We start from the raw sequence: 25,194 nt of genomic DNA, 5'->3' as shown, positions 1-25,194 counted from the left end.
AATGAGTAAAATATGCGTGATTGGCAGCTCTTCGATGGATTTAGTTGTGACATCGCCTAAGCGGCCGGCTGCCGGAGAAACGGTGCTTGGCGAATCTTTTAAAACGGTTCCGGGCGGAAAAGGCGCCAACCAGGCAGTGGCTGCGGCCCGGCTTGGTGCAGAGGTCCATATGATCGGCTGCGTCGGCGATGATCATTACGGAAAAGCCATCCTCGACAATTTTCAAGCGAATGGTGTTTTGACAGACTATGTGGAACCGGTTACAGGTCAGGAAAGCGGCACCGCACATATCGTTCTCGCAGACGGCGACAACAGTATTATCGTCGTCAAAGGGGCAAATGACCATGTCACACCTGAATACGTTCAAAAAGCGCTGCCTGCGATTAAACAGGCAGACATCGTTCTGATTCAGCAGGAGATTCCGGAAGAAACCGTCGATTATGTCAGCGGACTGTGCAGCTCTCTCGGCATTCCTCTCCTGCTGAATCCGGCACCAGCTCGTCCGCTTCGCCCGGAAACGGTCGATCTTGCGGCCTACATTACGCCAAACGAGCATGAAGCTTCGGTACTGTTTCAGGGCATGTCCCGGGAGGAAGCGTTAAAGCGCTATCCGGAGAAGCTGTTCATCACAGAAGGAAAAAACGGGGTCCGCTATCACAATGGTCTGGAAGAAAGGATCGTCCCTTCATTCCCTGTCAATGCAATTGATACGACGGGAGCCGGAGACACCTTCAATGCGGGATTGGCCGTTGCGCTTTCCGAAGGACAAAGCATCGAATCTGCCTTGCGCTTTGCGAACCGGGCGGCTTCCCTCTCGGTTTTGAAATTCGGCGCGCAAGGCGGCATGCCGAAACGGGATGAAGTGGAGCGTGAATTGTCATGAAAAAACACGGGATTTTAAACAGCCATATCGCAAAATTACTGGCCGATCTCGGGCATACCGACACCGTCGTCATCGCGGACGCCGGCCTGCCCGTTCCTCCCGGCGTCCCCAAAATCGATCTTGCGCTGACATTGGGTACGCCTGGATTTCAAGAGGTCACAAAGCTCATCGCCGATGAAATGGCCGTCGAAAAAGTGTCGGCAGCCGAAGAAATAGAAAGCGTCAATCCCGGTCAAGCCGCATTTTTAAAAGCTGAATTTTCAAACCAAAAAATTGACTATATCCCGCACGAAGCATTCAAAAAAGCGACGAGCCACGCAAAAGCGGTCATTCGCACAGGGGAAGCAACACCTTATGCAAATTGCATCTTGCACGCGGGAGTGATCTTTTAGATGTTTACATTCTACATCTGGAAAGAAGGGATAGCCCATGCATATTAAAATGAAGGACATTTATAAAGCTTTTGGCCAAAACCAGGTGCTGTCCGGCGTTTCTTTCGAACTTCAGGAAGGTGAAGTCCACGCTTTAATGGGAGAAAACGGCGCCGGAAAGTCGACACTCATGAATCTGTTGACTGGACTTCACAAGCTGGACAGCGGAACGATCGAAATCGACGGAAAAGAAACGTATTTTTCAGATCCAAAGAAAGCCGAACAGAACGGCATTGCCTTTATCCATCAGGAGCTGAACATTTGGCCTGAAATGACCGTATTGGAAAATCTGTTTATCGGCAGAGAGCTTTCTTCCAAACTTGGATTTTTAAATAACAAGAAAATGAAAGCGCTAGCAAAAGAGCAGCTTGAAAGACTCGGAGTCTCGATTTCTCTTGAAAAAGAAGCCGGAGACTGTTCCGTCGGCCAGCAGCAAATGATCGAAATCGCAAAAGCCCTTATGACAGACGCGAAAGTGATCATCATGGATGAACCGACGGCAGCGTTGACAGAAAGAGAAATTGAAAAACTGTTCGGCGTCATTAGAGCATTAAAGAAAAACGGCGTCTCCATCGTCTATATATCCCACCGCATGGAAGAAATCTTCACGATTTGCGACCGGATCACGGTGATGCGCGACGGAAAAACGGTCGACACGAAACGGATTCCCGACACCAACTTTCATGAAGTGGTGAAAAAGATGGTCGGACGGGAGCTGACCGAACGCTATCCTGAAAGACAGCCAAATCCGGGACGCGTCGTTCTCGAAGTCAAGCAGGCATCCAAAAAAGGCGTCTTCCAAAATATCAGCTTTACCGTCCGCTCCGGCGAAATCGTCGGGATTTCAGGACTGATGGGTGCCGGGCGCACCGAGCTGATGAGGGCGATTTTCGGGCTCGATCCGCTTGATTCGGGAGACATTTTCATCGAAGGCAAAAAAGCGACGCTCAAAAAACCGAGCGATGCCGTTCAAAAAGGAATCGGTTTTATTACTGAGAACCGCAAGGATGAAGGACTTGTGCTCGACACGTCCATCAGGGAAAATATCGCCCTTCCGAATCTCGCCAGCTTTTCACCGAAAGGATGGATTGACAAAAAAAGCGAGCAGGAATTTGTCGACCTTCTGATCAAGCGGCTGACGATCAAAACGGAATCGCCGGAAACCCACGCGCTAAACCTTTCAGGAGGGAACCAGCAAAAAGTGGTCATCGCCAAATGGATCGGAATCGGTCCTAAAGTGCTGATTTTGGATGAGCCGACGCGAGGCGTCGATGTCGGCGCGAAAAGGGAGATTTATCAGCTGATGAACGAGCTGACAGACCGCGGCGTCGCGATCGTCATGGTCTCTTCAGAGCTCCCCGAGATTCTCGGGATGAGCGACCGCGTGCTTGTGATCCATGAAGGAACGCTAAGCGGTGAGCTATCAAGAAATGATGCCACGCAAGAACGAATTATGACACTCGCTACAGGAGGGCGGTAACATGAAAACTCAACCGGCTGTGAAAAAAAGCCTTAATGTCGATTCTGTAATGCAAAAGCTCGGTCCGTTTCTCGGCCTGATTATTCTCGTCGTCATCGTATCAGTATTAAACCCGAGCTTTTTAGAACCGTTAAATATTTTAAACTTGTTAAGACAAGTCGCCATTAATGCGCTGATCGCGTTCGGCATGACCTTTGTCATTTTGACCGGCGGCATCGACCTTTCCGTCGGAGCGATTTTGGCGCTGTCGAGCGCATTGATCGCCGGCATGATCGCCGGCGGCATCGATCCTGTTTTTGCCGTCATCATCGGCTGCCTGATTGGAGCCCTGCTCGGCTTGGTCAACGGGCTGTTAATCACGAAGGGCAAAATGGCCCCGTTCATCGCAACACTTGCGACAATGACGATTTTCCGCGGATTGACGATGGTTTACACAGACGGCAATCCGATTACAGGGCTCGGCAATCACTACGGCTTCCAGCTTTTCGGACGCGGCTACTTTTTAGGCATCCCCGTCCCTGCCATAACTATGGCGGCCGCCTTTATCATCCTCTGGGTGATCCTTCACAAAACGCCTTTCGGCCGCCGCACGTATGCAATCGGCGGAAATGAAAAAGCGGCCCTGATCTCGGGCATTAAAGTTCCGCGCGTCAAAATGATGATTTATTCTCTTGCCGGCCTATTATCCGCGTTGGCTGGAGCCATCTTGACGTCACGGCTAAACTCAGCCCAGCCGACGGCAGGCACTTCCTACGAACTCGACGCCATTGCCGCGGTCGTATTAGGCGGTACAAGCCTTGCCGGAGGAAGAGGACGAATTGCCGGCACACTCATCGGCGTCCTCATCATCGGAACGTTGAATAACGGCTTGAACCTGCTTGGCGTCTCTTCCTTTTTCCAAATGGTCGTCAAAGGTGTCGTCATTTTGATCGCAGTCCTGCTGGACCGCAAGAAATCCGCTTAAGGAGGGCTATACTGATGAAAAAAACATTAACGGTTTTCACCGCATTGGCGCTTCTGTTTCTGTCCGCCTGCTCGCTGGAGCCGCCGGAATGGGCAAAGCCAAATAAAGAAAAAGGAACCGATATCAAAATCGGTTTATCTGTCTCGACTTTGAAAAACCCGTTTTTCGTTTCATTAAAGAACGGAGTTGTCAAAGAAGCAAAAAAACAAGGGATTGAAGTGATTGTCGTCGATGCACAGGATGATTCAGCAAAGCAGACGAATGATGTCGAAGATCTTCTGCAGCAAGGCGTTGACGCTTTATTGATCAATCCGGCCGACTCCTCCGCCATCTCAACGGCAGTCCAATCGGCCAATTCGCTTGGCATTCCGGTCGTCACCCTTGACCGCTCCGCCGAAAACGGAAAAGTAGAAACGCTCGTCGCTTCAGATAACGTAAAAGGCGGGCAAATGGCAGCGGACTTTATCGTACAGCAGCTCGGCAAAGGCGCAAAAGTGGCTGAACTTGAAGGCGTCCCCGGTGCATCGGCAACAAGGGAACGGGGCTCAGGGTTTCATAAGACCGCTGATGACAAGCTGAATGTGATCGCCAAGCAAACAGCCGACTTTGACCGGACAAAAGGGTTGAACGTTATGGAGAACCTTCTTCAAGGAAATCCTGATATTCAAGCGGTTTTCGCCCATAATGACGAAATGGCGCTCGGCGCGATTGAAGCGATCAGAAGCTCAGGGAAAGAGATACTTGTCGTTGGCTTCGACGGCAATGAAGATGCGGTTAAAGCGGTTCAGGCCGGAGATATGTCGGCCACGATCGCCCAGCAGCCTGAATTGATCGGCAAGCTCGCCGTACAAGCGGCCCGCGATATTTTGAACGGCAAAAAAGTTGAAAAAACGATACCCGCACCGCTCAAACTGGAAACGAAAAAGTAACTACAAAATCAGACCTCTTCATACATGGAGGTCTGATTTTTTTTGGCCATCTCCATAAAAGCTTTTGCCGCCCGGCACAAATAGCATGTTTCCGGATAAGCAAACTCAAGCGTCCGGGACGGATCGGATTGCAAAGGAACATAGACGATTCTGTCAGACTCTTTCCGCATGACCATCCGGGGCACGACCGTGACCCCCATTCCGTGTTCAACGAGAGATTGGGCGGTTTCAATGCTGCTTGTTTTGAAGGTCACTTTCGGTTGAAACCCTTCCTCCGCACATAAATCAAGTACCATTCTACGGAAGCCGTAGCCTTCTTTTAATAAAATAAACGGCACATCCTCGGCCGTTTTCAAAGCAAGGGGGTTTTTTTCGGCATTCGACCGGACCGAAATGATGAGCTTCCGCAATTGGCCGGTCATCCAGCTCTCCCTTTCATTTGGAATCGCCAAAAAAAGCGGCTCGGTCAGTATCGGCCGGATCGCGAGCCTGTCATTTTCAATCGGCAAAGGGAGAATCGACAGGTCCACCGATCCGTTTTCCGTCATTTTTTCCAATGCCGCCGGCGAGTCTTCTATCAGCTGAACCTGTACGTTCGGATGCTTTTTCAGAAAGGCTTTCAGGAGCGGCGGAAGAAGATACCCTCCCGTGACAGCGGGAACGCCGATCGATAATTCCGTCCCCATTTCCTCGAGCTGATCGCGCATTTCACACAGCAGTTCATCTCTTGACCGCAAAATATCCTGCGCTTTTCGGATGAAGCGCATCCCTTGAGGAGTCGGCGAGACCCCCTCTCTGTTTCTGTAAAACAGCGGAAAGCCGAGCTCGCTTTCCAGCTTTTTTATTTGCTGGCTCAGTGAAGGCTGAGCGATATGCAGGCTGGCAGCCGCCTTTGTAAAACTGCCTTTTTTGAAAATCTCTGCCGCGTATTCAAAAAGTCTCATATCCAATTCCCGCACCCCCATAGTTTCCGCCTATCATTTTCAAACATTTTATATCTTAGACTGATGGCTGTCGACTCCCCTAATATAAATACATAGCCGATAGGAGGATGATACAAATGAAAACTAGCGCGCAACGGCAATTTTCAAAAAATCCGGAGCAATATCGAGATGAGCCGCTGTTCTCATCGGGAAAAGATCTTGATGCCATGGTCAGCTGCCGGAATCTGAACGGCGGTGAAACCCTGCTTGATATCGGAACCGGAGCGGGACATACGGCCATTGCCTTTTCGACTTTTGTCAAACATTGCACAGGAATCGATATTACAGAAAAAATGGTTCAAACCGCGGCTCAATTTGCCAAACAGAAAAATGCTGAAAATGTGGTTTTTCTTCAAGGCGATGCAGCACAATTGGATTTTGCAGACGAGTCCTTTAATATTGTCACATGCCGGTATGCAGCCCACCATTTCCCGGAGATCAGCCGGGCCATGCAGGAAATAGCGTGCGTCTTGAAAAAAGGCGGCTCCTTTCTCCTCATCGATCATTGTGCTCCGGAGGACGAAGCTTTAGACCGATTTATAAATCGGCTCAATCAATTGAGAGACCCGTCACACGTAAGGGAATATTCAGAGAGCGAATGGCAGAAGCTGTTTAAAGAGAACGGACTTGATTTTGCCGTCCGGGAGAGATGGAATCTTCCGATCGATTACGAGAGCTGGCTTCGAAGAGGCGCCGTACCTGAACAAAGAAAGGCAGCCATCCATGCCCATTTGTCAGAACCGTCCCAGTCGTGCCGTGACATGTTTAACATCGTCCACGATGAAAACGGGCATCCGGTGTCTTTTTGTCTGAAAGCGGTATTGATTGCCGGAATGAAAGCATAAGCAAAACGGCCCGCTGGATTCCGGACTTTTTCACCGTCACCTCTCAGCATACGCAACAGTATTTTTAAGGAAGCAAGCGAACGCAAAAAAGCCCCCTTTTCAAAGAGGGGGCTTTTTCATTTACTCGGGATTGCCTTCGGCCGCTTCGATTCCGGCTGCAAGATCATGTTTATTGAGATCCGCTTTAAAGAAATCTTGCGTATTCGGCAATCTGAGATTCATATTGAGTTTTTGAGAAATTTGCACCGTGCATTCTTCGATTTCATAATCGAAAACGTGTCCGCCGACATTGCGGTCTTCATCAATAAAGTGAAGATGGAAGCCGGAAACTGCGATTCCGTTGGCATATTGCGGCGTCCAAAAGCCGACGATCGTCCCTTTAATATCATTAAAATCAAAGATCGGCTGCGATTTTACCGCATCGACCATCGGCACGTACGGTTTTTCCTGCAGTTCAACCGTTCTCGTTTTGACTTTCTTAAAGATTCCGTCCATGCGGATCGCGTAAAACAGGTTTTCACTCGGCATGATCCGTTTCATTTCTTCCTCGAACGCCTTAAGCGGCATCCGCTGCTTGATTTCGTGATAAATATCCGGCCGGAAGAAAGCGAGCGAGCAAAACGGAGAACAATCGCTTCCTTGAACAGGATAGGCTTTGCCATCGGAACGAAGACGGTAAAACTCACCGTCGAAACCGATCAGCTCACCGTCGAGCCGGTTGAATGTTCCGATTCCGAAGTCTCCGTAATCCTTTGCTTCAGACATGTAAAAATCCCCGTCATAAATCCCGTCCAATAACGATATCATCGTTGAGACCTGAAAGACCTGGTCGAGGTTCTTGTCAACGGGCTGAACCACTTTTTGTTTGCTTGCACTTTTCATTTTCCTCTTTTCACTCCCTTGATTTTGTTTGTTATGACTGGACTTGCTGTGATCAAGATTGCTTAGAGGCTTGTTTACTAAAATGTTCCTCAAAGTTTTTTGGAAAACGCTGATCAGCCAAATGAACGTTGTCGCTGTAATCAACCGGAATATCAATGACAACCGGACCCTCTGCATCAAGACCAGCTTTAAGCACCTCTGCCAATTCGTCTGGCGAATTGACCCTTAAACCTTTTGCTCCAAAGCTTTCAGCATATTTTACAATATCGATTCCGCCGAAGTCGACTCCGGACGTCCGCTTGTATTTCATCTCCTGCTGAAACGCAACCATATCGTATGTGCTGTCATTCCAGACAATGTGAACGATCGGCGCTTTCAATCTGACCGCTGTCTCAAGCTCCATCGCGGAGAACAGGAAGCCTCCGTCCCCGGAAACAGACACGACTTTCTGTCCCGGATTGACCAGTGTTGCTGCGATCGCCCACGGCAAAGCAACGCCCAGCGTCTGCATGCCATTTGAAGTCAGCAGTCCATACGGACGGTATGTGCGGAAATATCTCGACATCCAAATCGCATGGGAGCCGATGTCGCAAGTCACTGTTATATCATCGCTCAGCAAATCACGCAAATCGCGAACGATTTGCAGCGGATGAACAAGATCCGTTTTTGTTTCTTTAGGCGGCTCGCTTTGCTCCTCCAGCGCTTTCTTCAAATAATCAAGTACAGGTGCAAATGATTCATCGATGGAAACCGGCAAAGAATCATGTTCAATATGGTTTAATGTCTCTGCGATATCGCCGATCAGCTCAATTTCAGGCTGATAGTCATGATCGATATCGGCTTGTATTTCATCAAGATGAATCACGCTGCGCTCGCCTTTTCCGTTCCAAAAGACGGGGTCGTATTCAATCGGATCATAGCCGACCGTCAAAACGAGATCCGCTTTTTCCAACAAAATATCTCCGGGCTGATTGCGGAATAATCCGATCCGGCCGAAGTACTGGTCTTCTAAATCGTGAGACAGCGTACCCGCTGCTTGGTATGTTTCAACAAACGGCAGTTTCACTTTTCTCAGCAGACGGCGGACCGCTTCAATCGCTTCAGGTCTTCCGCCTTTCATCCCTACAAGCACGACGGGAAGGTTCGCATTGTGAATTTTGGCGATAGCCGCGCTGATCAGTTCATCCGGAGCCGCGCCCAGCTTCGGCGCCGGCATGGTTTTCACCGGCTTGGCAGTTGCCGGACCGGCCGTAACGTCCTGCGGAAAGCTGAGAAACGCTGCCCCGGCCTGTCCGGAAGCTGCCGCTCTGAATGCATTGGTTACCGCCTCAGGGATGTTGTTCGCATCTTCCACTTCTGCGCTATATTTTGTAATCGGCTGAAACAACGCCGCATTATCCATCGATTGATGAGTTCTTTTGAGACGATCCGCTCTTTTTACAGCACCCGCCAGGGCAACAACCGGATCTCCTTCTGTATTGGCTGTTACAAGACCGGTCGCTAAATTAGACGCTCCCGGACCCGAAGTCACCAGGCAAACACCGGGCTTTCCAGTCAATCGTCCGACTGCCGCCGCCATAAATGCTGCATTCTGCTCGTGACGACAAACAATCAGTTCAGGCCCCTTGTCTTTCAATACGTCATATACCGCATCGATTTTCGCTCCCGGAATACCGAAAACATGAGTGACACCTTGCTGAATGAGACTATCCACCACAAGCTCTGCTCCTCTTACAGTAAGAGTTTCATTTTTAGCGGCTACATTTTTCAAAGCCCTCACTCCTCCATTTTCATTCGTTTACAATGAATTTTTAATAAAATTATTGTATTATTAAATATACATCTTGTGGAAATTGTTTTCCAATACTTCTTTGTCTTACAATTAATATGTAAAACGACTGAAATCGCATTCAGAAAGGAATGAGTGAATAATGGAGCTGCGCCATCTTCGTTATTTTATGGTTGTTGCCGAAGAACTGCATTTCGGAAAAGCAGCTCTTCGGCTGAACATGACTCAGCCTCCGCTCAGCCAGCAGATTAAACAGCTAGAAAGTGAAATAGGCGTCACCTTGCTGAAGAGGTCAAAAAGAGCCGTCAGGCTGACGGCGGCAGGCGGGGTCTTTTTAAAACAAATCAAGGAAGGACTTTCCCAGATTGATCAAGCCGTCGACATGGCTCAGCGGACGGCCCGCGGGGAGCTGGGTAGACTCGTGATCGGCTTTGTCGGCTCCGCAACATACGAGATCATGCCTCCCATCATCAGGGAATACCGAAACCGGTACCCGTCCGTCCAGATTGATCTTCGGGAGCTTTCAACCCCCAATCAGGTCGAAGCACTGCTAAACGGACACATTGACATCGGCGTGCTGCATCCCCCGTTGGGAAACGACGAGCTAAAGTCATACACAGTGAAGAAAAGCCACTGTGTCCTTGCACTTCCGAAACACCACCCGCTGACAGAAAAACCCCGGGTACATTTGAAAGATCTTGAAGACGAATCGCTGATCGTCATTGCCAAAGAAGCGTGGCCCTCTTTATACACGGAATTTAATTTCTTGTGTGAAAAAGCCGGGTTTATCCCCAACATCGCCCAGGAAGCTACAGAATACCAAATGGTGATCGGCCTCGTGACAGCCGGAATGGGAATCGCCGTTGTGCCTACAGCGGCTAAACGATTATTTAACCTCGATGTTGTATACAAAGAAATCGAAGACTTTCCCCTTCGCGCAGAATGGATTACCGCACATCGAAAAGACAACCGCAATCCGGCGCTTAAGCATTTCATCGAAATCTCGGATCAATACTCATAGCCGGATAGAAAAAAACCCGTGGACAATTCCTCCTTGTTCACGGGGTTTTTTTCTCATATTGACGTTTGCGCGTTTTGAAAACGGAGTTAACTGCCGATTGCCGCCCCATCGCTTCTCGGATCGCTTCCCCCTCTCAGGAAACCTCGATCATCAATCTCGATGATGCCGGCATGACCCATCACACCGTCAAAGTCGCCGACAATGGTTATATGATGCCCATGCTTTCGCAGTTTTTCAATCACTTCGGGCGCCACTCTGCTTTCCATTCTTACACCTTCCACCCGTTCTCCCCATGTTCTGCCCCACACCCATCTCGGTTCATGAACGGCGGTTTGCGGATCCATCCCGTAATCTATCATTCTCGTGATAAGAGCCGTCTGCGTCTGCGGCTGTCCTTCTCCCCCCTGCGTTCCGTAAAGAAATTTCGGCTTGCCGCCTTTGAACGCCATGGCGGGCATCAGCGTATGAAAAGTTCTTTTTCCCGGCTCCAGTGAATTGACATGGCCGGGATCAAGCGAGAAAAACGACCCTCTGTTCTGCAAAATGACACCGGTATCTCCAGCTGTCACACCTGAGCCGAATTCGAAATACAAACTTTGAATAAACGAAACAGCATTCCCGTCTTCATCTACTGCTGCAGCATAAGCCGTATCACTGCCGAGCGGCTGGCTCTCCGCCTGAAGAGCCGGCAGTCCGATTTTTGCGGCCAGCTCCCGCGCATACCCTTTGTCAAGCAGGCGCCCCAGCGGAATTTGGGAAAATGCCGGGTCAGTCAATACTTTATTGCTGTCGGAAATACTTAATTTCAATGCTTCGATGAGCAGATGATAATACTCGAAAGAACCGTGCTCGATCATGCCAAAGTCGTAGTTTTCCAAAATATTCAATGCCATAAGACCGGTAAATCCTTGTGAATTCGGAGGCATTTGATAGATCGCATATCCTCTGTATGTAGAGGAAAGCGGAGACACCCATTCCCCTTGATGCCGCTCGAAATCTTCCAGGGTCAAGATGCCTCCGTTGTTTTGCAGATAGGCTGCTGAAGCTTGGGCAATTTCCCCTTTATAAAAGGCGTCTCTTCCTTTCTCAGCGATCATCGCCAAAGTGCGCGCGAGCTCTTTTTGCACAAAGCGCTCACCTGGAGAGGGCGGGTTTCCTCCCGGAAGATAAATATCTGCAGTGATCGGCATACCGGAAAGCCACTCGGCGTTTTTCACCGTGTTTTGACATTGATCCGGCGAGACCGGGAAACCCTTTTCTGCATACATGATCGCCGGCTTCAGCACCTCCCGAAGTGATAAACGGCCGTATGCCGCCAGTATTTCGGCCCAGCTGTCCGCCATCCCCGGCACGGTAATCGCACTGCTCATGCCCCTGACCGGAATGGCGCGCTCTCCTTTATACTGATTCCGGTCCGCTTTCCGCCCCGACCGCCCGCTGCCATTGTATCCTTTGATCTCGCCGCTTCCATTGTGATACATCAGCCAAAAAGCATCCCCTCCGAGTCCTGTCATATGCGGATAGACAACAGCAAGGCACGCGCTTACTGCCACAGCCGCGTCAAACGCGTTTCCTCCCTTCTCCATGATGCTGTGCCCTGCAAGCGAAGCGAGATAATGAGGACTGACAACCATTTGTTTCGAACCGATCTTCAGCTTCTCCATAGCTCCCTTCCTTTCTTTCAAGCATCCATTTGTGTTTGAAGTATAGTGGCCCGTTTAAGGAGGCGCTACTTTCAGGGAAGAAAAACTAACAACCCTTTTTCAATAAGTATTAAAAAAACGTTAAAATGATTCATATCGAAATCCGTATTATGATACAATTTACAAAATGTTCATTTATAACGTGATTGACAAGCAATTTCGTATGATCAATGACCAAACAGAAAGGAAGGGACATTTGTGAGCCTCGACTACCATATGCCAAATTTAATTCTTGATGAAACGGATAAAAAAATCCTTTCGATCTTGCATGAGGAAGGAAGAATCTCTTATACGGATTTAGGAAAGCGCGTGGGACTTTCAAGAGTTGCCGTACAAACGCGGATCAACAACTTGATTGAAGAAGGCATCATTGAAAAATTCACAGCCGTCATCAATCCAGTCAAAGTTGGAATTCATGTATCGGTGTTTTTCAATGTTGAAGTCGAACCCCAATATTTAGAGGCTGTTGCCGTTGCTTTAGAAAGAGAGCCCGCCGTGACAAGCCTCTATCATATGACAGGGCCGAGCAAACTGCATATGCACGGCATTTTCGCAAATGATCAGGAGATGGAGGAATTTTTGACGAAGCGCCTGTACCCTCTGAAAGGCGTCGTGAGTGTCGACTGCCAGATGCTGATTAAACGATATAAGAGCCGAATGGGAATGAAGCTTTAACTGAATAGGAGGAAACGCGAAATGAAGCACCCTTACCGGGAACTGATCATCGCAATGACAAGAACGGGGATATTGGGATTTGGCGGCGGACCGTCCGTTATCCCGCTGATCCGTCATGAAGCCGTTTCAAAGTTCAATTGGATCGATGATGATGAATTCGGGGAAATTTTGGCGATTGCCAATGCGCTGCCCGGACCGATCGCTACAAAAATGTCGGCATATTTAGGTCATAAAGTCAAAGGCGTTCCGGGCGCTGTCGTGGCTACAGCGGCCCATATCTTGCCGACGTGCGTTGCGATGGCCGCCTTGTTCGCAGCCGTTAATGTGCTCAGCCACTCCAAAATCGTAAGCGGCATGATCGGCGCTGTTACCCCTGTCATCGCCGTCATGCTCGGCATCATGGCTTACGAATTTGGGCAAAAAGCATTGAAAGGCTTCGGGTTGCTTGCCGGCGTGCTTTTCTTTATTCTTGCATTTTTGGGTCTTCAGGTGTTTTCCATCCATCCCGGCATCATTGTCATCCTGTTTTTAACGTATGGCGCGTTCCACTTTAAATTAAAAAGAAAAGCGGCCCGGGAAAAAGATAAGGGAGTGTCCGCTTCATGATCATCTTTTATTTATTTTGGGCTTTCTTTATTGCAAATTTATTGGGCTACGGGGGCGGTCCGGCTTCAATTCCGCTTAATTTTGAAGAAGTTGTTCAGCATTTTCACTGGCTGTCAAAAGAAGAATTTTCAAACATGCTTGCGCTCGCAAACGCACTGCCGGGTCCAATCGCGACAAAAATCGCCGCTTATGTCGGCTACAGCGTGCTCGGATGGCCCGGTGTCTTCATTGCTCTTATCGCAACTGTGCTGCCTTCGGCCATCGCGCTCGTTTTGCTGCTCAAGCTGATCGGCCGCTACCGCCAGTCGCCGGTCGTCAAAGGAATGACTTTGGCGGTTCAGCCGGTTATCGCCGTGATGATGCTTATTTTGACATGGGAAATCGGCGGTGACGCGATCCGGTCGATCGGCATGGTTCAATCACTTGTCATCGCGCTGATCTCTTTGGCGGCCTTGACGAAGTTCCGCGTCCATCCGGCTTTCCTGATCGTGGCCGCCTTCGCTTACGGCGGGCTTGTCATTCCGCTGTTGTAGAGAGGGATATCCGGTCGCTTTCTAACAGATGATATAAAAAATCAGCGCCGCATAACCGACGCTGATATTCTGGCTGACGGGCTTTTGTGAACAACCTTTCACAGCAGGCCCATCAGCTTTTTCTTTTTGACGGGACGGGGTGTTTCTTTATGAATCTCCCGGTTTTCCAGGAGAAGGCCCGCGTTTTTTGTAAACACGTATAAGAAATCGCGGCCGTAATCGCTTTCCACTGCATCAAAAAAGAAAGATCGGCTCGTGAGGTTGTGGGCGTCTGATGCGATAAAGTGGACGAGGTTCGCTTCAAGAAAGCGGCGGGCAAGCCGTTTCACGCTTCTGCCAAAGCGGCCTGTAAGACTTGAACATGTCAGCTGGGCGCACGCGCCGTTTTTGACGAGGCGGTACAGCAGATCAGGATTCTCCATCAATTCAAGGTTCCGCTCGGGGTGTGCGATAATCGGAATGTAACCATTTAACTGTAGATCGAACAACAGCTTTTCGGCATATCGCGGAACATGGTGGTAAGGAAGTTCAATCAGCAAATACTTTGTGCCGGCGAGGCTGAGCAGTCTGCCGCGCTCAAGATCACGCTTCAATTCGCCGTACAGGCGGATTTCCTGTCCGGGAGCAATAAGCACCGGGATGTTTTCCTTTTGCACCCGCGTCTTTAAACTCGAAACAGCTGCCAGAATGGCCTCTTTTTGGTGTTCGTATACACCGTTTCGGTGGTGAGGTGTGGCGATAATCGTATGAATCCCTTGACGGGCGGCTTGTTTAGCCATTTCTATACTGTCATACATACATGCTGCCCCATCATCAATGTCCGCTAGAATATGGCAATGAATATCGATCATAGGCGGCCTCCCCGTGTTTTCCCGTTTTAGATCGTATGGTCTTTACCGATAAAGCTTTCCAGCTTCCGGGCTTGTCCTTTTTTCGGTTTTACATACAGAATATTTCCCAACACATGAACGTTCAGCTCTTTTTCGATGTCTTCTTCATTTCGAACGGTATTTTTCAAAAGCTCGAGTAAAAATGCAAGCCCTGCGCCAAACAGCAGGCCGAATCCCGTAGAAACAGCGATGTTGAACTTCTTGTTCGGGCTGACGGGAGCAGGCGAATGTTCGGGGTTTGCTTTCGCAACAAGGCTGACTTCGGTATTTTCACCCATAATGCCGTCAATGTCCCTTTGGAATACGGCGACGACCGTGTTCGCGATGTCCGCCGCCTTGGAATAATCCTTGTCAGTCGCGGAGATACTGACAATCTGTGATTCATTTTCGCTGATAACTGTGATTTTTTGCTTCAAGTCTTCAGCCGTTTCCGGAAGGTTTAGTTCGTCTTTAACCTTATTTAAGATGAGCGGGCTTTTCATAATCACGTTATAAGTGTTGATTAGCTCAAGGTTGGTCTGAATATCGGTGAAGTTCGACGTTTGACGGCCGTTGATGAGGATTTGGGCGGATGCCTGGTAGACGGGTGTGAGCCAATAAAAGTTGACGGCAGCGCTGGACAGAGCGGCCGCAATGGTGATCAGTGCGATCAGAACGAATCTTTTTTTCAAAATGATGAACACATCTTTAAAGCCGATATGATCTCTCATAAAAGCCTCCCTCTAGGATTCGCGTATTTATTTAAATTTTCAGCAAATTAAACACCTCCCTTTGATTATACATGGTTCTTTCGTTTCCGAAAGAAATGAATCCTGACAAATAACGGGAGATACCGGGGAAATCGCGTCTTTATATGGTATTAAATATCGACTTTTGCAGGACCTGCGCGCTTTTTGCTGAACGAAAAAGTGTGCAAACCGAAGTTTGCACACCTTTTACGTCGTATATCCATTTTTGATATGAAGAATGAGATCTTCAAGAAGTTCTTTCGTCGTTATGTCTTTTGATTTTTCACCAATGTCATACGCATGCATAAGAATTCTCAAAAATTCTTCCTGATTCAATTCCTTGTCATCCATATCCTTTTCCTTTCAGATTCCATAAATTAAAACATTTCTGATTATATTTCAAATTATATGATGTAAAGAATCAATTTGCCATAGTCTATTACATTATTCGACAGCCATCCGTTTTTATGTCCTTTTCCTGAGAAAATCTTTTTTGGACGGATTGATTAAGCTATAATAGAGAGATTGGAAACTTTTTAAAAGCCATTCGGTTAGGAGCGATAGACATGCTTCAAGACATGATTTCAAAAACGGTTGTGATGGATGCAGCTGAACAGTTTAAGCATGTACTGCCGTGCACAGAAGCTAACATTCAGCTCATGAAAAAAGCCCTTATTTTATACAGACAGGATTCCGTCTATCGGGTCAAGCCGATGAGCGGGCATACGGTCAGTGCTTACGTTCAGGATGTGGTCCCGGTGAAGGTCTTCATCGACCTCGCCGACGTTAAAAAAAGCAGCTGTTCCTGCCCTGCTCAAAACATCTGCCGGCATGTGCTTGCCGTTTATTTATATCTGTATGCACAATATGATCGATTGGGAACGTTTACGGAGTTTTGGAAAGAAGCGCAAAAACGCCGCGAAAACAGGGATATTCTCGGACAGCTTCAGCGTGGAATGAAACCCCGCAGCCACACGCTCGATCAATGGACATCGTTTTTCAAAACGGAGTTCAGACGATGGGAAGAGCATACGCCTAAAAACCAGCAAACGATGCAATACCTTTACTACGGGTATTTTTCAGCTTTAAAAAAGCGGACGCCTGCGGAGCCGGAGCTGAAAAAAATGTACCAAATCCACGCGGCTCTTGCGACATGGCTTGCCATGCATTTGCTCGTCGAGAAAGGGCGCATCGATCCTGAAAAAGATTTTTACTCGCTGAATCCTTATATCGAACAGCTGATGGATACGATCTACAGCTCGATCGATGAACTGAAAACATATGCGCTATCGTTCTCCCTTGACCCGTTTTTAGAAAAAACCCCCGACGTGATTCGGGAACTGCTGCTCAAGAAAGACATTTTCCAGTATGAAAGGCTGCGGATTTTCGGGGAAATCTGGAGTGCCCTTCTATCCCGGCCAACCTGGCTGAAGCGGGAGCTCGATGTGCTCAACGACCTGGAGCCGTCGCCTGAAATACAATTCGGCAGGCTGCATCTTGAATTTCTGCTGAAAAACGACAATGTGATTCTTGATCAAGCCAGATCGTTTTCACCTGAGATTCTTCCTTATACATTTCAATGGCTCAGCGTCATGACCGCCAAAAAAGACTGGAAGCGTCTTAAAAAATGGTATGAACACCTTGAGCAGCTTGCAGCCGGCTTCTGCAGACTGGATAAGCCGTACCGGGAAATACGCGATGTTTTAAGCGAATTCTTCCTGTTTCTGAGCGATTACAGCAAAAACGCAAAAGAAGAGCATGTATATGAACGGTATTGCAAAAAGTGCCTTCCTTATACGTTTACTGAATACAGCCATTTTTTATATAACAAAAACCGCTTTACGGAGTGGATGGAGATCCACAGCCTTGTCGGTTTTTCAATCTCTGAGATCGGGCAGAACGCCTTGAAAGATATCGCAGCAGCGGCTCCTGAAGCATTGATTCCTTCCTATCACAGAGAAATTTCCGGGCTGGTTGAACAAAAAAACCGCTCAAGCTACAAAGAAGCCGTCAAACAATTAAAAAAGCTGCGCACCCTTTATAAAAAATCGAAAAAACAGGATGTCTGGAACCGGTTTATGGAGCAGTTTTCAGCCCGCTATAAACGGCTGAGAGCCTTCCAGGAGGAACTTAAGAAAGGAAAGTTGATCGATGGCGAGTCTTAAGGAAATCGTGATACATGTCGAACAATCAGAAGACTATACATTCATTTTATCTTGTCATGACGGGGATCATCAGTTTCTTACGCGGAATGAAATGGAAAGGTATTTGTTTCAGTGGCACGAATCGTCTTTTTACGGAACGTTTCTCGAAGATGCCGGTTTAGAGACTCCGGCGGTTCTGCTGTCTCCGTGGATGGCGGTCGAATTTCTCGGTAAAAACTCATTTAATTCTTACAGCGACATCAATCTCACCGAGGAAACCGAACCTTTGATGAAAACGGCTTCCACCATTTATGAGTTTATCGCAGATGAAGATTTTCTTCCCGACTATGAAGCATGGAAGCAAGAGGTGCTGCGCTGGAAAGATAAAGAAGGGATTTTGGAAGGCTATACAGCTGAATGGTTTTCACACGCTGTCGAAGACTACATCAACTACAATGACGAGTTAAAAGCAAAATGGGAATCGATTGTCGCACATTCTCCCGCTGTCACCACATTTCAGGGACACTTTCTCGATGAAGACGATTTTCTTGAAACGATCGGTTGGCATGAAAACCCTGTGCCGTTTACCGTCGGACTCCGTTTAAATGAACCTGATTTTGACGGAGACGATTGGAAAATCGAACTGTTTTTGCGCGACAAAAAAAGCGGAGCCATTCAGTTCTTTGAAGGCTTGAACAGGCTGAAAAAATCGTGGCAGACATACGCTGATAAAATCGCCCGCGAACAAGACAGATTTCGCCAAATCGTGCCGTGGCTGACGATCGACTCGGGAACGACGCTTTTAACGGAAGAGGAAGCATGGATCTTCCTATCCGAAGCAAGCGAAACTCTTGTCAGCATGGGGATTGAAATTTTGCTGCCGTCATGGTGGCAAATCGTCAGAGACAGCAATATGCTGCTGAAAGCGAAAGTGTCATCGGCTCCCCGCGGCGAGTCTTTTGTCGGAATGAATGCATTGATGGACTTCAACTGGCGTTTTGCTACGAACGGAATCGAACTCACCGAGGAAGAATTTGAGCAGCTTGTCGCCAATAAAAGACGGCTTGTCAACATACGCGGGCAGTGGATTAAAATCGATCCGAATTTTATCAAACAAATGAAAAAACTGATGGAGCGAGCAGAAATAGAGGGGCTTCATATGTCTGACATCCTGGCGCGCGAGCTGACGGAGCGGAGCGAAACCCGCGAGGATGATGATCTGTTCGATGCTTCCGCATTCAGCGAGGTGCGGTTTGAACTGTCTTATCAGCTGAAAAACATGATCAGAAAGCTGAGCCATCGCGATGATCTCCCGTCATACCCGGTCAGCAAATTTTTTGACGGAACGCTCAGGGCTTATCAGGAAGACGGTTTGAACTGGCTGATCTTTCTCAGAAACTGCGGCTTCGGCGCCTGCCTGGCAGACGATATGGGTCTTGGAAAGACCATCCAGATGATCGCCTATTTCGCCTATTTAAAAGAACAGGGACAACAAATGCCGTCTCTCATCATTGCGCCGACTTCCGTCCTCGGGAACTGGCAGCGCGAACTCGAGACCTTCGCGCCCGGCCTGACGGCGGCGCTCCATTACGGGCCAAAACGCCCTAAAGGTGAAGCATTTCAGGAATGTTACAAAGATGCAGATATCGTCTTGACATCATACGGCCTCGCCCAATCCGACTTTGACGATCTCAGCAGCGTCGCCTGGAACTGCATCTGCCTTGACGAAGCCCAGAATATTAAAAATGCGCACACGAAACAATCCCGTTCAATCAGAAAGCTGAAAGGCATGCATCATATCGCGCTCAGCGGGACTCCGATGGAAAATCGCCTGACGGAGCTGTGGTCGATCTACGATTTCATGAACAAAGGCTATCTCGGAAGCCTTGGCAGCTTCCATAAGCGTTTTGTCCTGCCGATTGAAAAAGACCGCGACGAAAAAAGGATCGAACAGCTCCAGCAGCTGATCAAACCGTTTTTATTAAGACGGACAAAGCAGGACAAGGAAGTCGCGCTCAACCTGCCTGAAAAACAGGAAGAAAAAGAGTTCATCCCGCTCTCCGCAGAACAGGCCTCACTATATGAACAGCTTGTCAAAGATACGTTTGAACATATGTCAAGCCTCGCCGGAATGCAGCGTAAAGCTCTCATCTTAAGCATGCTCGGCAAGCTCAAACAAATCTGCGGCCACCCTGCCCTTTACTTAAAAGAGACCGGGAGCGAGCTCCTGAACGGAAGGTCAGTCAAGCTCGAAAAACTGCTGGAGCTGACGAAGACAATTCGCGAAAGCGATGAAAGCTGCCTGATTTTCACCCAATATCTCGGGATGGGAGATATGATGAAACGCCTGCTCGAGAAATCATTCGGCGAACCGGTCAAGTTTCTGAACGGCAGTTTATCCAAGCTTGAACGGGACAAAATGGTGGAGCAGTTTCAGAACAAGGAATTTCCGATTCTGATCTTATCATTAAAAGCCGGGGGCACAGGCCTCAATTTGACGGCCGCCAATCACGTCATCCATTATGACAGATGGTGGAATCCCGCGGTTGAAAATCAGGCGACAGACCGCGCCTACAGAATCGGACAGAAACGGTTCGTCCACGTTCATAAACTGATCACCACCGGTACAATTGAAGAAAAAATCGACCACATGCTCGAATCGAAGCAATCGCTGAACGATCAAATCATCCAAAGCGAAAATTGGATCACCGAACTTTCCGAGCATGAACTCGAGGAGCTATTTACCCTGAACGCTTCGGCTATTACGGGTTAAATAAAACAGCTGTCTGAAATAGACAGCTGTTTAGATTATTGACAAAATCCCAAAACGACTTTTTGTTTTGGGATTTTGTCATCCCTTCAGCGTGATTGAAAACCCTTGCAGTCTAGGAAGGCCGAGCATCGGAGCGGAGCGAATGTTGGAATTCGTGAGCACCGACGCGCAGGCCCGACAACGAATGCGAGGGTTTGTCGACACGCTGAACAGCTGTCTGAAATAGACAGCTGTTTTTTGTGTTAATGACAGTCCCAATTATACAATACGTTTGAAAAGTCCTTATTCTTTAAATCATCAGGCCTTATAAAAAAATTGGCAATCCCGACATCTCCCCACATCGCGTCAATGTTCTCATCAGAATCAATTTGCAATAGCAGAACGGTATGATCCGGATAATCGCCTTCCCGCGGATCATATTGCGTGAAGGCTGCGTAGCCCCCGATTTTATGGGAGAAGCCGCCGTACATTTCATGGTATTCTTCGAACACCGTTTCCTCTTGATCGCCGAATTGCTCAAAGAATGTCCAAGCATCCGTTCCCGCGTATCGCTCAAATTGAAAGTCGGACACAGAGACAAGTTCAGACCCTATGTCAGGTGTGAGTGAGGCTTCGCATCCAATCGGAAAGGCCAGCTCATCCTCAAGCTTTACAAACGAAAAATCGTCGACAAGCTCGTCTTCATTTTCGATGACATTCTCAAAATACTTGATGCAAAAACTCGACTGTTCACATGGATCATCAAAATTCAATCCGTAAACATCATCACTGACAGAGATAAAAAAAAGCAGAATACCGGATTCCGGGAAATTCTCAAGACGGGGCATGTCTGAAAAATTAATTTGCGCAAGCAGTTTCATCGGCTTTCCCTGTGAATCGACAGGATACTTTTCAGACTTTGGAAAATAAGGATCGCCGGCCAGTTTGCTTTCATACCGGCCTGTTTTTCCTTTTCTCGCGTCCAGCTTCAAAAAATCCCGCACTGATTGTTCAAATTGCCCGCGGTATCGGGCCATTTTTTCGGGTAATTGAAACGGCTTTTTCATACTTATCATTCTCCTTTTGACCGGGTGACTCTTTAAAATGCGGAGGTTACCTATTTGAGCTTATTTCTCTTCATATAATCAAGAACGGATTGATATTCTTTATTCGCATCACTAAACATGGCATAGTTTTTCGCTGTTGAAAACCATTCAAGCGTTGAAGGCACTCTCCCTTGAAGGCTGCTTTCAAGATCTGTCTGTTGGACAGGCGACAGCTTTCCTTGCTGAAGCGACCGTTCGATCGCCTGATCTAAAGCATCGCTGACCAATTGTTCTAAATCAGCCCCCGAAAAATGGCAAGTCTTTTTGGCAATTTTCAGTACATCAATCTGATCATTCGGCTTGCCGGACAGCTTTAAATTTAAAATGTCGACACGTTCTTCTTCAGATGGAGGCGGCATAAATACCATCTTATTCAATCTGCCGGGACGGCGTAAGGCAGAATCTAAATACCACGGTGTATTCGTTGCACCGATCACATACACACCGTCATTAAACGACCCTAAACCATCTAATTCTATCAGCAACTGATTGACCAGCACCCTGTCATGATGCTGGCTCATTCCCTGCCGATTCCCCCCGATCGAATCAAGCTCATCAATAAAAAGAACGCAAGGACTGTTATCACGCGCTTTTTCAAAAATATCATGCAGATTATGTTCACTCTGCCCAACATACATGGACAATATCGCTTGAAGCTCCAAGTGTATAAAGTTTGCTTTGATCTCGCCGGCAATCGCTTTCGCGATAAATGTTTTTCCGCATCCCGGCGGGCCAAACAGAAGAAGACTTCCCCCCGTCGCTTTTCCAAACGCTTTAAAATACTCAGGATTTTGCAAAGGCAAAATAAAGTCCATGTTGATTTTCTTTTTAATGTCTTCTAATCCGCCGACATCAGCAAAAGTTTCACAGTGTTGTTCTAATTCGGTTAAAGCATGTTGATGTTGATCAAACTGAATGACTTTCACCTTTGCGCGTTTTTCCGTGTCATCCCTCTTCATATTTATCCTTCCTATCTATGATTTGTACCGGTTAAGATCCTTTTCATCACTTTATAGTTCGCCTTGGAACCCGCATGTTTTTCCAGCTGGGCCTGATCTTTCTTTTTGATTCCGCTTCTTTCAATATGTATTCCTTTCCGCTGCAGGAGCTGATCAAGTTCGTCAGCTTTATTGTAAAACTCGTCGGACAAGGCGGCATCGATTTTTTTTCCGTCATTTAACGTCAGATCATACTTCAGGTAAAGTGCGCCTTTTAACCCTTTTTGATAATAGGCATGGACAGAAGTGACATCTTCCATATCGTAATGTTTGGTGCTGGAAATTAGCCCTTCTCTCATGACAATGCTGTTTTTCCCGATATTTTGATATTGAAAAAAAGCATTGCATAGCAGCGTCAGCCCTACCACTAGAAGAATCAAGGATAAAGGAAGCTGCAAGCGCCCCTGATAGCCTTTGGAAGTTATCACTTTTCTAACGGTGTAAGGTATACAAATCAAGGTCAGCAGCAGGCTGTAAAATATGCTTACATCAGAGCAAAAAAGCAAGTTGTCGGAAGCCGCCAGCATTTTCATTTGAAGATTCCCAAATCGGTCATACAAAGACATCGTGCCGACAAAACTGAGCAGTCCGAAAAAAACAAAAAATAGAGTTCCCGGTTTATCTTTATGTATTTCCATTATTTCCACTCTTTCATTCATTTAAAATATCAATCTGTATAAGAATGATATGATCCCTATCACAATGATCAGCAATACAAAAAGGATCCAAATCGGTGTGTACCCCAAAAATGTGAGGACCGAACTACCTCGCATCTGTTCGGGCAATTTTCGCTGCATGAGGGCTCCCGCCAGCCCGTTCATCATATAAGGTGTACTGTAGACGAGAAACAGGTATGGAATCATCAGCCACTTGAAGACCAATGTCACAATGACTAGAAGCGGCCAAAACAACACCGGTTTTTTAACACGCAGCTTCTCATGGAAGCGCCTGACTTTCAACGGGTATTTCATAAACCAAAAATTACACATGTTGTATAACGCTAAATTGGGTACAATCCCTGGATTGTTCGGATTGATTTGTAGAGCTGTTTTGTTTAAAGTCAAGGCTTGTGCATAATCTCCTCTTCTATGCGCCGCAGAAGCGGCCATTCCCGTGATCATGGCATCATCGGCATTTTGGGCAAGCGCTCTGTCTGAACACGCCCTTGATAATCCATCCTCAAAAAATACCGCCAAAATTTCACTGTATACGACAAGAGAAAATGGATCGTCAGGTTCTAATTCCACTGCCTTTTCTATATAAAAACGCGATTTTTCATACTCATTTTTATCATGGAAAAGAAATTGAGCGTGCATTGCATAAGTGTAGTGATAATCAGGGTACTCAGAAATCATTAATTCATTTATTTCCTCATGCTCTTCGTACATTCCCAATTCATAGTATGCAAGAGTCAAGACAGCCAAAACTTCAAAGTTCATCGGATCTAAATTTAAAGCCTCTTTTGCAAACTGTACCGCTTTTTCATATTCTTTCGCATTAAAATATATATTTGAAAGCAATTGATAGCCTTCGTGTGAGTCGGGGTAATTGGATAAAAACTGCTCTGCTTCCTTCAAGGCTTCCTTTGTTTTCCCCCACTTTGAAAGCTGCTCTGCTTTCTCATACATTATGCTCATTTGATTATCCAAATCGATCACCTGTTATTTACTCTTTTTCAATGAGTTCTAGTATCTTTTTCTAAATTCGAGGATTTAAACTAATGATAAAGTCACCTTCCATTCTTGGAATTTGAAATAATAGTTAAATAGTAACAAACATCACCATATCAAACAATGAATAAAAAGTAACGAAAATATACCTCATAGTTCACGAGTCAGCGTTAAAATAAATAAAGGCCGCCGACAATGTCGGCGGCCCGCGGACCAATAACATCCGCTGCTTAACCGCACTCCTTCAATCGTTACGCTGCCGTGTACCGGCATCACGCCGATTTGAAAGGATGTACGAATTAAACCGGTTTGACTTGCTGTTCAATCAGCTGATGCAGGATGTGAGCAACGCCATTTTCATCATTAGTGAGCGTCACCTCATCAGCCATCTCTTTAATGTCTCCGCGCGCATTGCCCATGGCAAAGCTTTTCCCCGCGATCTTCAGCATCGAAAAATCATTGAGGCTGTCTCCGACGGCAGCTGTTTCCTGAAGGGTAATGCCGAGCTTGCGTGAAAGCTTTTCCAACGCCAGCCCTTTTGACGCCTGAAGATGCTCAATTTCAAAGTTATGCTCGGCTGAAGTGACAAGCGTAATATCTTGCGCATCTTTAAATCGCTGCCAGCCTGTTTCCAGTTTTTCTTTATGAAAAGAAAAAGCTAATATGTTATATACATTGACATCTTTTCCCGCTAAAAACAGGTCGGTATAGGAGCTGATGTACGCATATCCGTTTTGGCTGAGCTGCTGTTCAGCCGCGAGTTCCAGCCTTGAAAGATCGGCCCCGGGATTTGCGCTTTTCAAGCGGTCCAGCTCAATGTCAAGCAGCTCGCGGCCGTTTTGCGGCGTGAAGATCGCTTCATCGCTGAATACCTCATAATAGTAATTCTTTTCTTCAAGCCATTGAAGAATTCCTTCCGCCCGTTTCCGGTCAAGCGGCACCGAGTGGTAAAGGCGCCCTTCAGGATCATGAATCACCGCTCCGTTGGCACTGATAATCCATGTTTTAATACCTGTCGGCTCAAAAATCGTTTGAACATCGAAGGATGCTCTCCCCGTGGCAACTACTACTTCAATCCCGTGTTCCCGCGCTTTTTTAATCGCATCGATGTTTTCTTTTGAAATCTTGCTTTCACTGTTTAACAACGTCCCGTCTAAATCGACCGCAATCATTTTCATCTGC

At 47.3% G+C, this 25,194-nt stretch carries 24 protein-coding genes; 12 read left to right on the top strand and 12 right to left on the bottom strand.

The features are described 5' to 3' along the window. Position 1: 1 nt before the first annotated feature. The 5 genes from rbsK to rbsB are packed head-to-tail and all read left to right on the top strand — an operon-like array spanning position 2 to position 4,687. Positions 2-883 carry a ribokinase gene (gene rbsK / locus M1E06_RS02550; RefSeq protein ID WP_026080750.1) on the top strand — a complete coding sequence of 294 codons (882 nt, stop codon included), beginning with the start codon at positions 2-4 and terminating at the stop codon, positions 881-883. Further along, positions 880-1,275 carry a D-ribose pyranase gene (rbsD, locus tag M1E06_RS02545; RefSeq protein WP_020453173.1) on the top strand — a complete coding sequence of 132 codons (396 nt, stop codon included), beginning with the start codon at positions 880-882 and terminating at the stop codon, positions 1,273-1,275. Before rbsK ends, rbsD begins: the two co-directional genes overlap by 4 nt. A 37-nt stretch (positions 1,276-1,312) precedes the next feature. Beyond that, a complete protein-coding gene (locus M1E06_RS02540; protein ID WP_020453174.1) occupies positions 1,313-2,794 on the top strand; it encodes a sugar ABC transporter ATP-binding protein in 1,482 nt (493 codons plus the stop codon). A gap of 1 nt (position 2,795) precedes the next feature. Next, positions 2,796-3,758, top strand: coding sequence for a ribose ABC transporter permease RbsC (gene rbsC, locus M1E06_RS02535; protein WP_020453175.1), 963 nt, complete (start codon positions 2,796-2,798; stop codon positions 3,756-3,758). 14 nt (positions 3,759-3,772) lie between these two features. Further along, positions 3,773-4,687, top strand: coding sequence for a ribose ABC transporter substrate-binding protein RbsB (gene rbsB / locus M1E06_RS02530; RefSeq protein ID WP_020453176.1), 915 nt, complete (start codon positions 3,773-3,775; stop codon positions 4,685-4,687). Between the two features lie 8 nt (positions 4,688-4,695). Here the strand turns inward: rbsB and M1E06_RS02525 are convergent, their stop codons facing one another. Beyond that, positions 4,696-5,637: a LysR family transcriptional regulator gene (locus M1E06_RS02525; protein ID WP_041817472.1), complete on the bottom strand. Its 942-nt coding sequence runs from the start codon at positions 5,635-5,637 to the stop codon at positions 4,696-4,698. A gap of 110 nt (positions 5,638-5,747) precedes the next feature. Between M1E06_RS02525 and M1E06_RS02520 the strand changes: the two genes are divergently transcribed. Next, positions 5,748-6,515, top strand: a complete 768-nt coding sequence (locus M1E06_RS02520; protein WP_020453178.1) for a class I SAM-dependent methyltransferase — start codon at positions 5,748-5,750, stop codon at positions 6,513-6,515. A gap of 120 nt (positions 6,516-6,635) precedes the next feature. Here M1E06_RS02520 and budA read toward each other — a convergent pair whose 3' ends face one another. After that, positions 6,636-7,397 (bottom strand): acetolactate decarboxylase, encoded by a 762-nt coding sequence (budA, locus tag M1E06_RS02515; protein ID WP_020453179.1) that lies wholly within the window; start codon positions 7,395-7,397, stop codon positions 6,636-6,638. Between the two features lie 52 nt (positions 7,398-7,449). Further along, complete coding sequence (alsS, locus tag M1E06_RS02510) at positions 7,450-9,168, bottom strand: acetolactate synthase AlsS (RefSeq protein ID WP_020453180.1); 1,719 nt, start codon at positions 9,166-9,168, stop codon at positions 7,450-7,452. Positions 9,169-9,328: 160 nt separating this feature from the next. Here alsS and alsR point away from each other — a divergent pair, with 160 nt between their 5' ends. Then, positions 9,329-10,207 (top strand): acetoin biosynthesis transcriptional regulator AlsR, encoded by an 879-nt coding sequence (gene alsR, locus M1E06_RS02505; protein WP_020453181.1) that lies wholly within the window; start codon positions 9,329-9,331, stop codon positions 10,205-10,207. An 86-nt stretch (positions 10,208-10,293) separates the two neighbouring features. Here alsR and ggt read toward each other — a convergent pair whose 3' ends face one another. Continuing rightward, on the bottom strand, positions 10,294-11,871 hold the full coding sequence (gene ggt, locus M1E06_RS02500) for a gamma-glutamyltransferase (RefSeq protein WP_020453182.1): 1,578 nt from the start codon (positions 11,869-11,871) through the stop codon (positions 10,294-10,296). Positions 11,872-12,126: 255 nt separating this feature from the next. Here ggt and M1E06_RS02495 point away from each other — a divergent pair, with 255 nt between their 5' ends. From M1E06_RS02495 to M1E06_RS02485, 3 genes are read left to right on the top strand one after another with little or no spacing between them, the layout of a single operon-like run. Beyond that, on the top strand, positions 12,127-12,585 hold the full coding sequence (locus M1E06_RS02495) for an Lrp/AsnC family transcriptional regulator (protein WP_206761243.1): 459 nt from the start codon (positions 12,127-12,129) through the stop codon (positions 12,583-12,585). Positions 12,586-12,606: 21 nt separating this feature from the next. Then, on the top strand, positions 12,607-13,191 hold the full coding sequence (locus M1E06_RS02490) for a chromate transporter (protein WP_020453184.1): 585 nt from the start codon (positions 12,607-12,609) through the stop codon (positions 13,189-13,191). After that, positions 13,188-13,724: a chromate transporter gene (locus M1E06_RS02485; RefSeq protein ID WP_020453185.1), complete on the top strand. Its 537-nt coding sequence runs from the start codon at positions 13,188-13,190 to the stop codon at positions 13,722-13,724. The genes M1E06_RS02490 and M1E06_RS02485 overlap by 4 nt, the downstream gene beginning before the upstream one ends. Before the next feature lie 98 nt (positions 13,725-13,822). On the opposite strand, the gene M1E06_RS02480 is transcribed toward M1E06_RS02485, so the two are convergent. From M1E06_RS02480 to M1E06_RS02470, 3 genes are all read right to left on the bottom strand, one after another. Then, the gene (locus M1E06_RS02480) at positions 13,823-14,575 is read right to left on the bottom strand and encodes a tyrosine-protein phosphatase (protein ID WP_020453186.1); all 753 of its coding nucleotides are present in this window, start codon (positions 14,573-14,575) and stop codon (positions 13,823-13,825) included. A 26-nt stretch (positions 14,576-14,601) separates the two neighbouring features. After that, positions 14,602-15,324, bottom strand: coding sequence for a YveK family protein (locus tag M1E06_RS02475; protein ID WP_020453187.1), 723 nt, complete (start codon positions 15,322-15,324; stop codon positions 14,602-14,604). Between the two features lie 225 nt (positions 15,325-15,549). Beyond that, positions 15,550-15,693 (bottom strand): hypothetical protein, encoded by a 144-nt coding sequence (locus M1E06_RS02470; RefSeq protein ID WP_020453188.1) that lies wholly within the window; start codon positions 15,691-15,693, stop codon positions 15,550-15,552. A 215-nt stretch (positions 15,694-15,908) separates the two neighbouring features. Between M1E06_RS02470 and M1E06_RS02465 the strand changes: the two genes are divergently transcribed. Together M1E06_RS02465 and M1E06_RS02460 are read left to right on the top strand one after the other, a co-directional pair. After that, a complete protein-coding gene (locus tag M1E06_RS02465; RefSeq protein ID WP_020453189.1) occupies positions 15,909-17,507 on the top strand; it encodes an SWIM zinc finger family protein in 1,599 nt (532 codons plus the stop codon). Beyond that, positions 17,494-20,259 carry a DEAD/DEAH box helicase gene (locus M1E06_RS02460; RefSeq protein WP_020453190.1) on the top strand — a complete coding sequence of 922 codons (2,766 nt, stop codon included), beginning with the start codon at positions 17,494-17,496 and terminating at the stop codon, positions 20,257-20,259. Before M1E06_RS02465 ends, M1E06_RS02460 begins: the two co-directional genes overlap by 14 nt. Before the next feature lie 242 nt (positions 20,260-20,501). Here M1E06_RS02460 and M1E06_RS02455 read toward each other — a convergent pair whose 3' ends face one another. The 5 genes from M1E06_RS02455 to M1E06_RS02435 form a co-directional block, all read right to left on the bottom strand. Then, a complete protein-coding gene (locus tag M1E06_RS02455) occupies positions 20,502-21,305 on the bottom strand; it encodes a YwqG family protein (RefSeq protein ID WP_020453191.1) in 804 nt (267 codons plus the stop codon). Between the two features lie 50 nt (positions 21,306-21,355). Then, complete coding sequence (locus tag M1E06_RS02450; protein WP_020453192.1) at positions 21,356-22,303, bottom strand: ATP-binding protein; 948 nt, start codon at positions 22,301-22,303, stop codon at positions 21,356-21,358. 11 nt (positions 22,304-22,314) lie between these two features. Beyond that, positions 22,315-22,980, bottom strand: coding sequence for a hypothetical protein (locus M1E06_RS02445; RefSeq protein WP_020453193.1), 666 nt, complete (start codon positions 22,978-22,980; stop codon positions 22,315-22,317). Positions 22,981-23,001: 21 nt separating this feature from the next. Next, positions 23,002-23,991, bottom strand: a complete 990-nt coding sequence (locus tag M1E06_RS02440) for a tetratricopeptide repeat protein (RefSeq protein WP_020453194.1) — start codon at positions 23,989-23,991, stop codon at positions 23,002-23,004. Between the two features lie 320 nt (positions 23,992-24,311). Next, positions 24,312-25,190 carry a Cof-type HAD-IIB family hydrolase gene (locus tag M1E06_RS02435; RefSeq protein ID WP_020453195.1) on the bottom strand — a complete coding sequence of 293 codons (879 nt, stop codon included), beginning with the start codon at positions 25,188-25,190 and terminating at the stop codon, positions 24,312-24,314. Positions 25,191-25,194: the final 4 nt, after the last annotated feature.

The organism is Bacillus sp. AK124, from assembly GCF_053903085.1.
This window is presented reverse-complemented; position numbering and strand designations above follow the sequence as displayed.

Bases quoted from the DNA above. Each gene is read 5' to 3' on its own strand.
- budA (WP_020453179.1), bottom strand. From the start codon at position 7,397: ATGAAAAGTGCAAGCAAACAAAAAGTGGTTCAGCCCGTTGACAAGAAC.
- M1E06_RS02470 (WP_020453188.1), bottom strand. From the start codon at position 15,693: ATGGATGACAAGGAATTGAATCAGGAAGAATTTTTGAGAATTCTTATG.
- rbsK (WP_026080750.1), top strand. From the start codon at position 2: ATGAGTAAAATATGCGTGATTGGCAGCTCTTCGATGGATTTAGTTGTG.
- M1E06_RS02465 (WP_020453189.1), top strand. From the start codon at position 15,909: ATGCTTCAAGACATGATTTCAAAAACGGTTGTGATGGATGCAGCTGAA.
- M1E06_RS02480 (WP_020453186.1), bottom strand. From the start codon at position 14,575: ATGATCGATATTCATTGCCATATTCTAGCGGACATTGATGATGGGGCA.
- M1E06_RS02445 (WP_020453193.1), bottom strand. From the start codon at position 22,980: ATGGAAATACATAAAGATAAACCGGGAACTCTATTTTTTGTTTTTTTC.
- rbsD (WP_020453173.1), top strand. From the start codon at position 880: ATGAAAAAACACGGGATTTTAAACAGCCATATCGCAAAATTACTGGCC.
- rbsB (WP_020453176.1), top strand. From the start codon at position 3,773: ATGAAAAAAACATTAACGGTTTTCACCGCATTGGCGCTTCTGTTTCTG.
- ggt (WP_020453182.1), bottom strand. From the start codon at position 11,871: ATGGAGAAGCTGAAGATCGGTTCGAAACAAATGGTTGTCAGTCCTCAT.
- M1E06_RS02455 (WP_020453191.1), bottom strand. From the start codon at position 21,305: ATGAAAAAGCCGTTTCAATTACCCGAAAAAATGGCCCGATACCGCGGG.
- M1E06_RS02435 (WP_020453195.1), bottom strand. From the start codon at position 25,190: ATGAAAATGATTGCGGTCGATTTAGACGGGACGTTGTTAAACAGTGAA.
- M1E06_RS02540 (WP_020453174.1), top strand. From the start codon at position 1,313: ATGCATATTAAAATGAAGGACATTTATAAAGCTTTTGGCCAAAACCAG.
- alsR (WP_020453181.1), top strand. From the start codon at position 9,329: ATGGAGCTGCGCCATCTTCGTTATTTTATGGTTGTTGCCGAAGAACTG.
- M1E06_RS02495 (WP_206761243.1), top strand. From the start codon at position 12,127: ATGCCAAATTTAATTCTTGATGAAACGGATAAAAAAATCCTTTCGATC.
- M1E06_RS02475 (WP_020453187.1), bottom strand. From the start codon at position 15,324: ATGAGAGATCATATCGGCTTTAAAGATGTGTTCATCATTTTGAAAAAA.
- M1E06_RS02485 (WP_020453185.1), top strand. From the start codon at position 13,188: ATGATCATCTTTTATTTATTTTGGGCTTTCTTTATTGCAAATTTATTG.
- M1E06_RS02450 (WP_020453192.1), bottom strand. From the start codon at position 22,303: ATGAAGAGGGATGACACGGAAAAACGCGCAAAGGTGAAAGTCATTCAG.
- M1E06_RS02520 (WP_020453178.1), top strand. From the start codon at position 5,748: ATGAAAACTAGCGCGCAACGGCAATTTTCAAAAAATCCGGAGCAATAT.
- M1E06_RS02460 (WP_020453190.1), top strand. From the start codon at position 17,494: ATGGCGAGTCTTAAGGAAATCGTGATACATGTCGAACAATCAGAAGAC.
- M1E06_RS02490 (WP_020453184.1), top strand. From the start codon at position 12,607: ATGAAGCACCCTTACCGGGAACTGATCATCGCAATGACAAGAACGGGG.
- rbsC (WP_020453175.1), top strand. From the start codon at position 2,796: ATGAAAACTCAACCGGCTGTGAAAAAAAGCCTTAATGTCGATTCTGTA.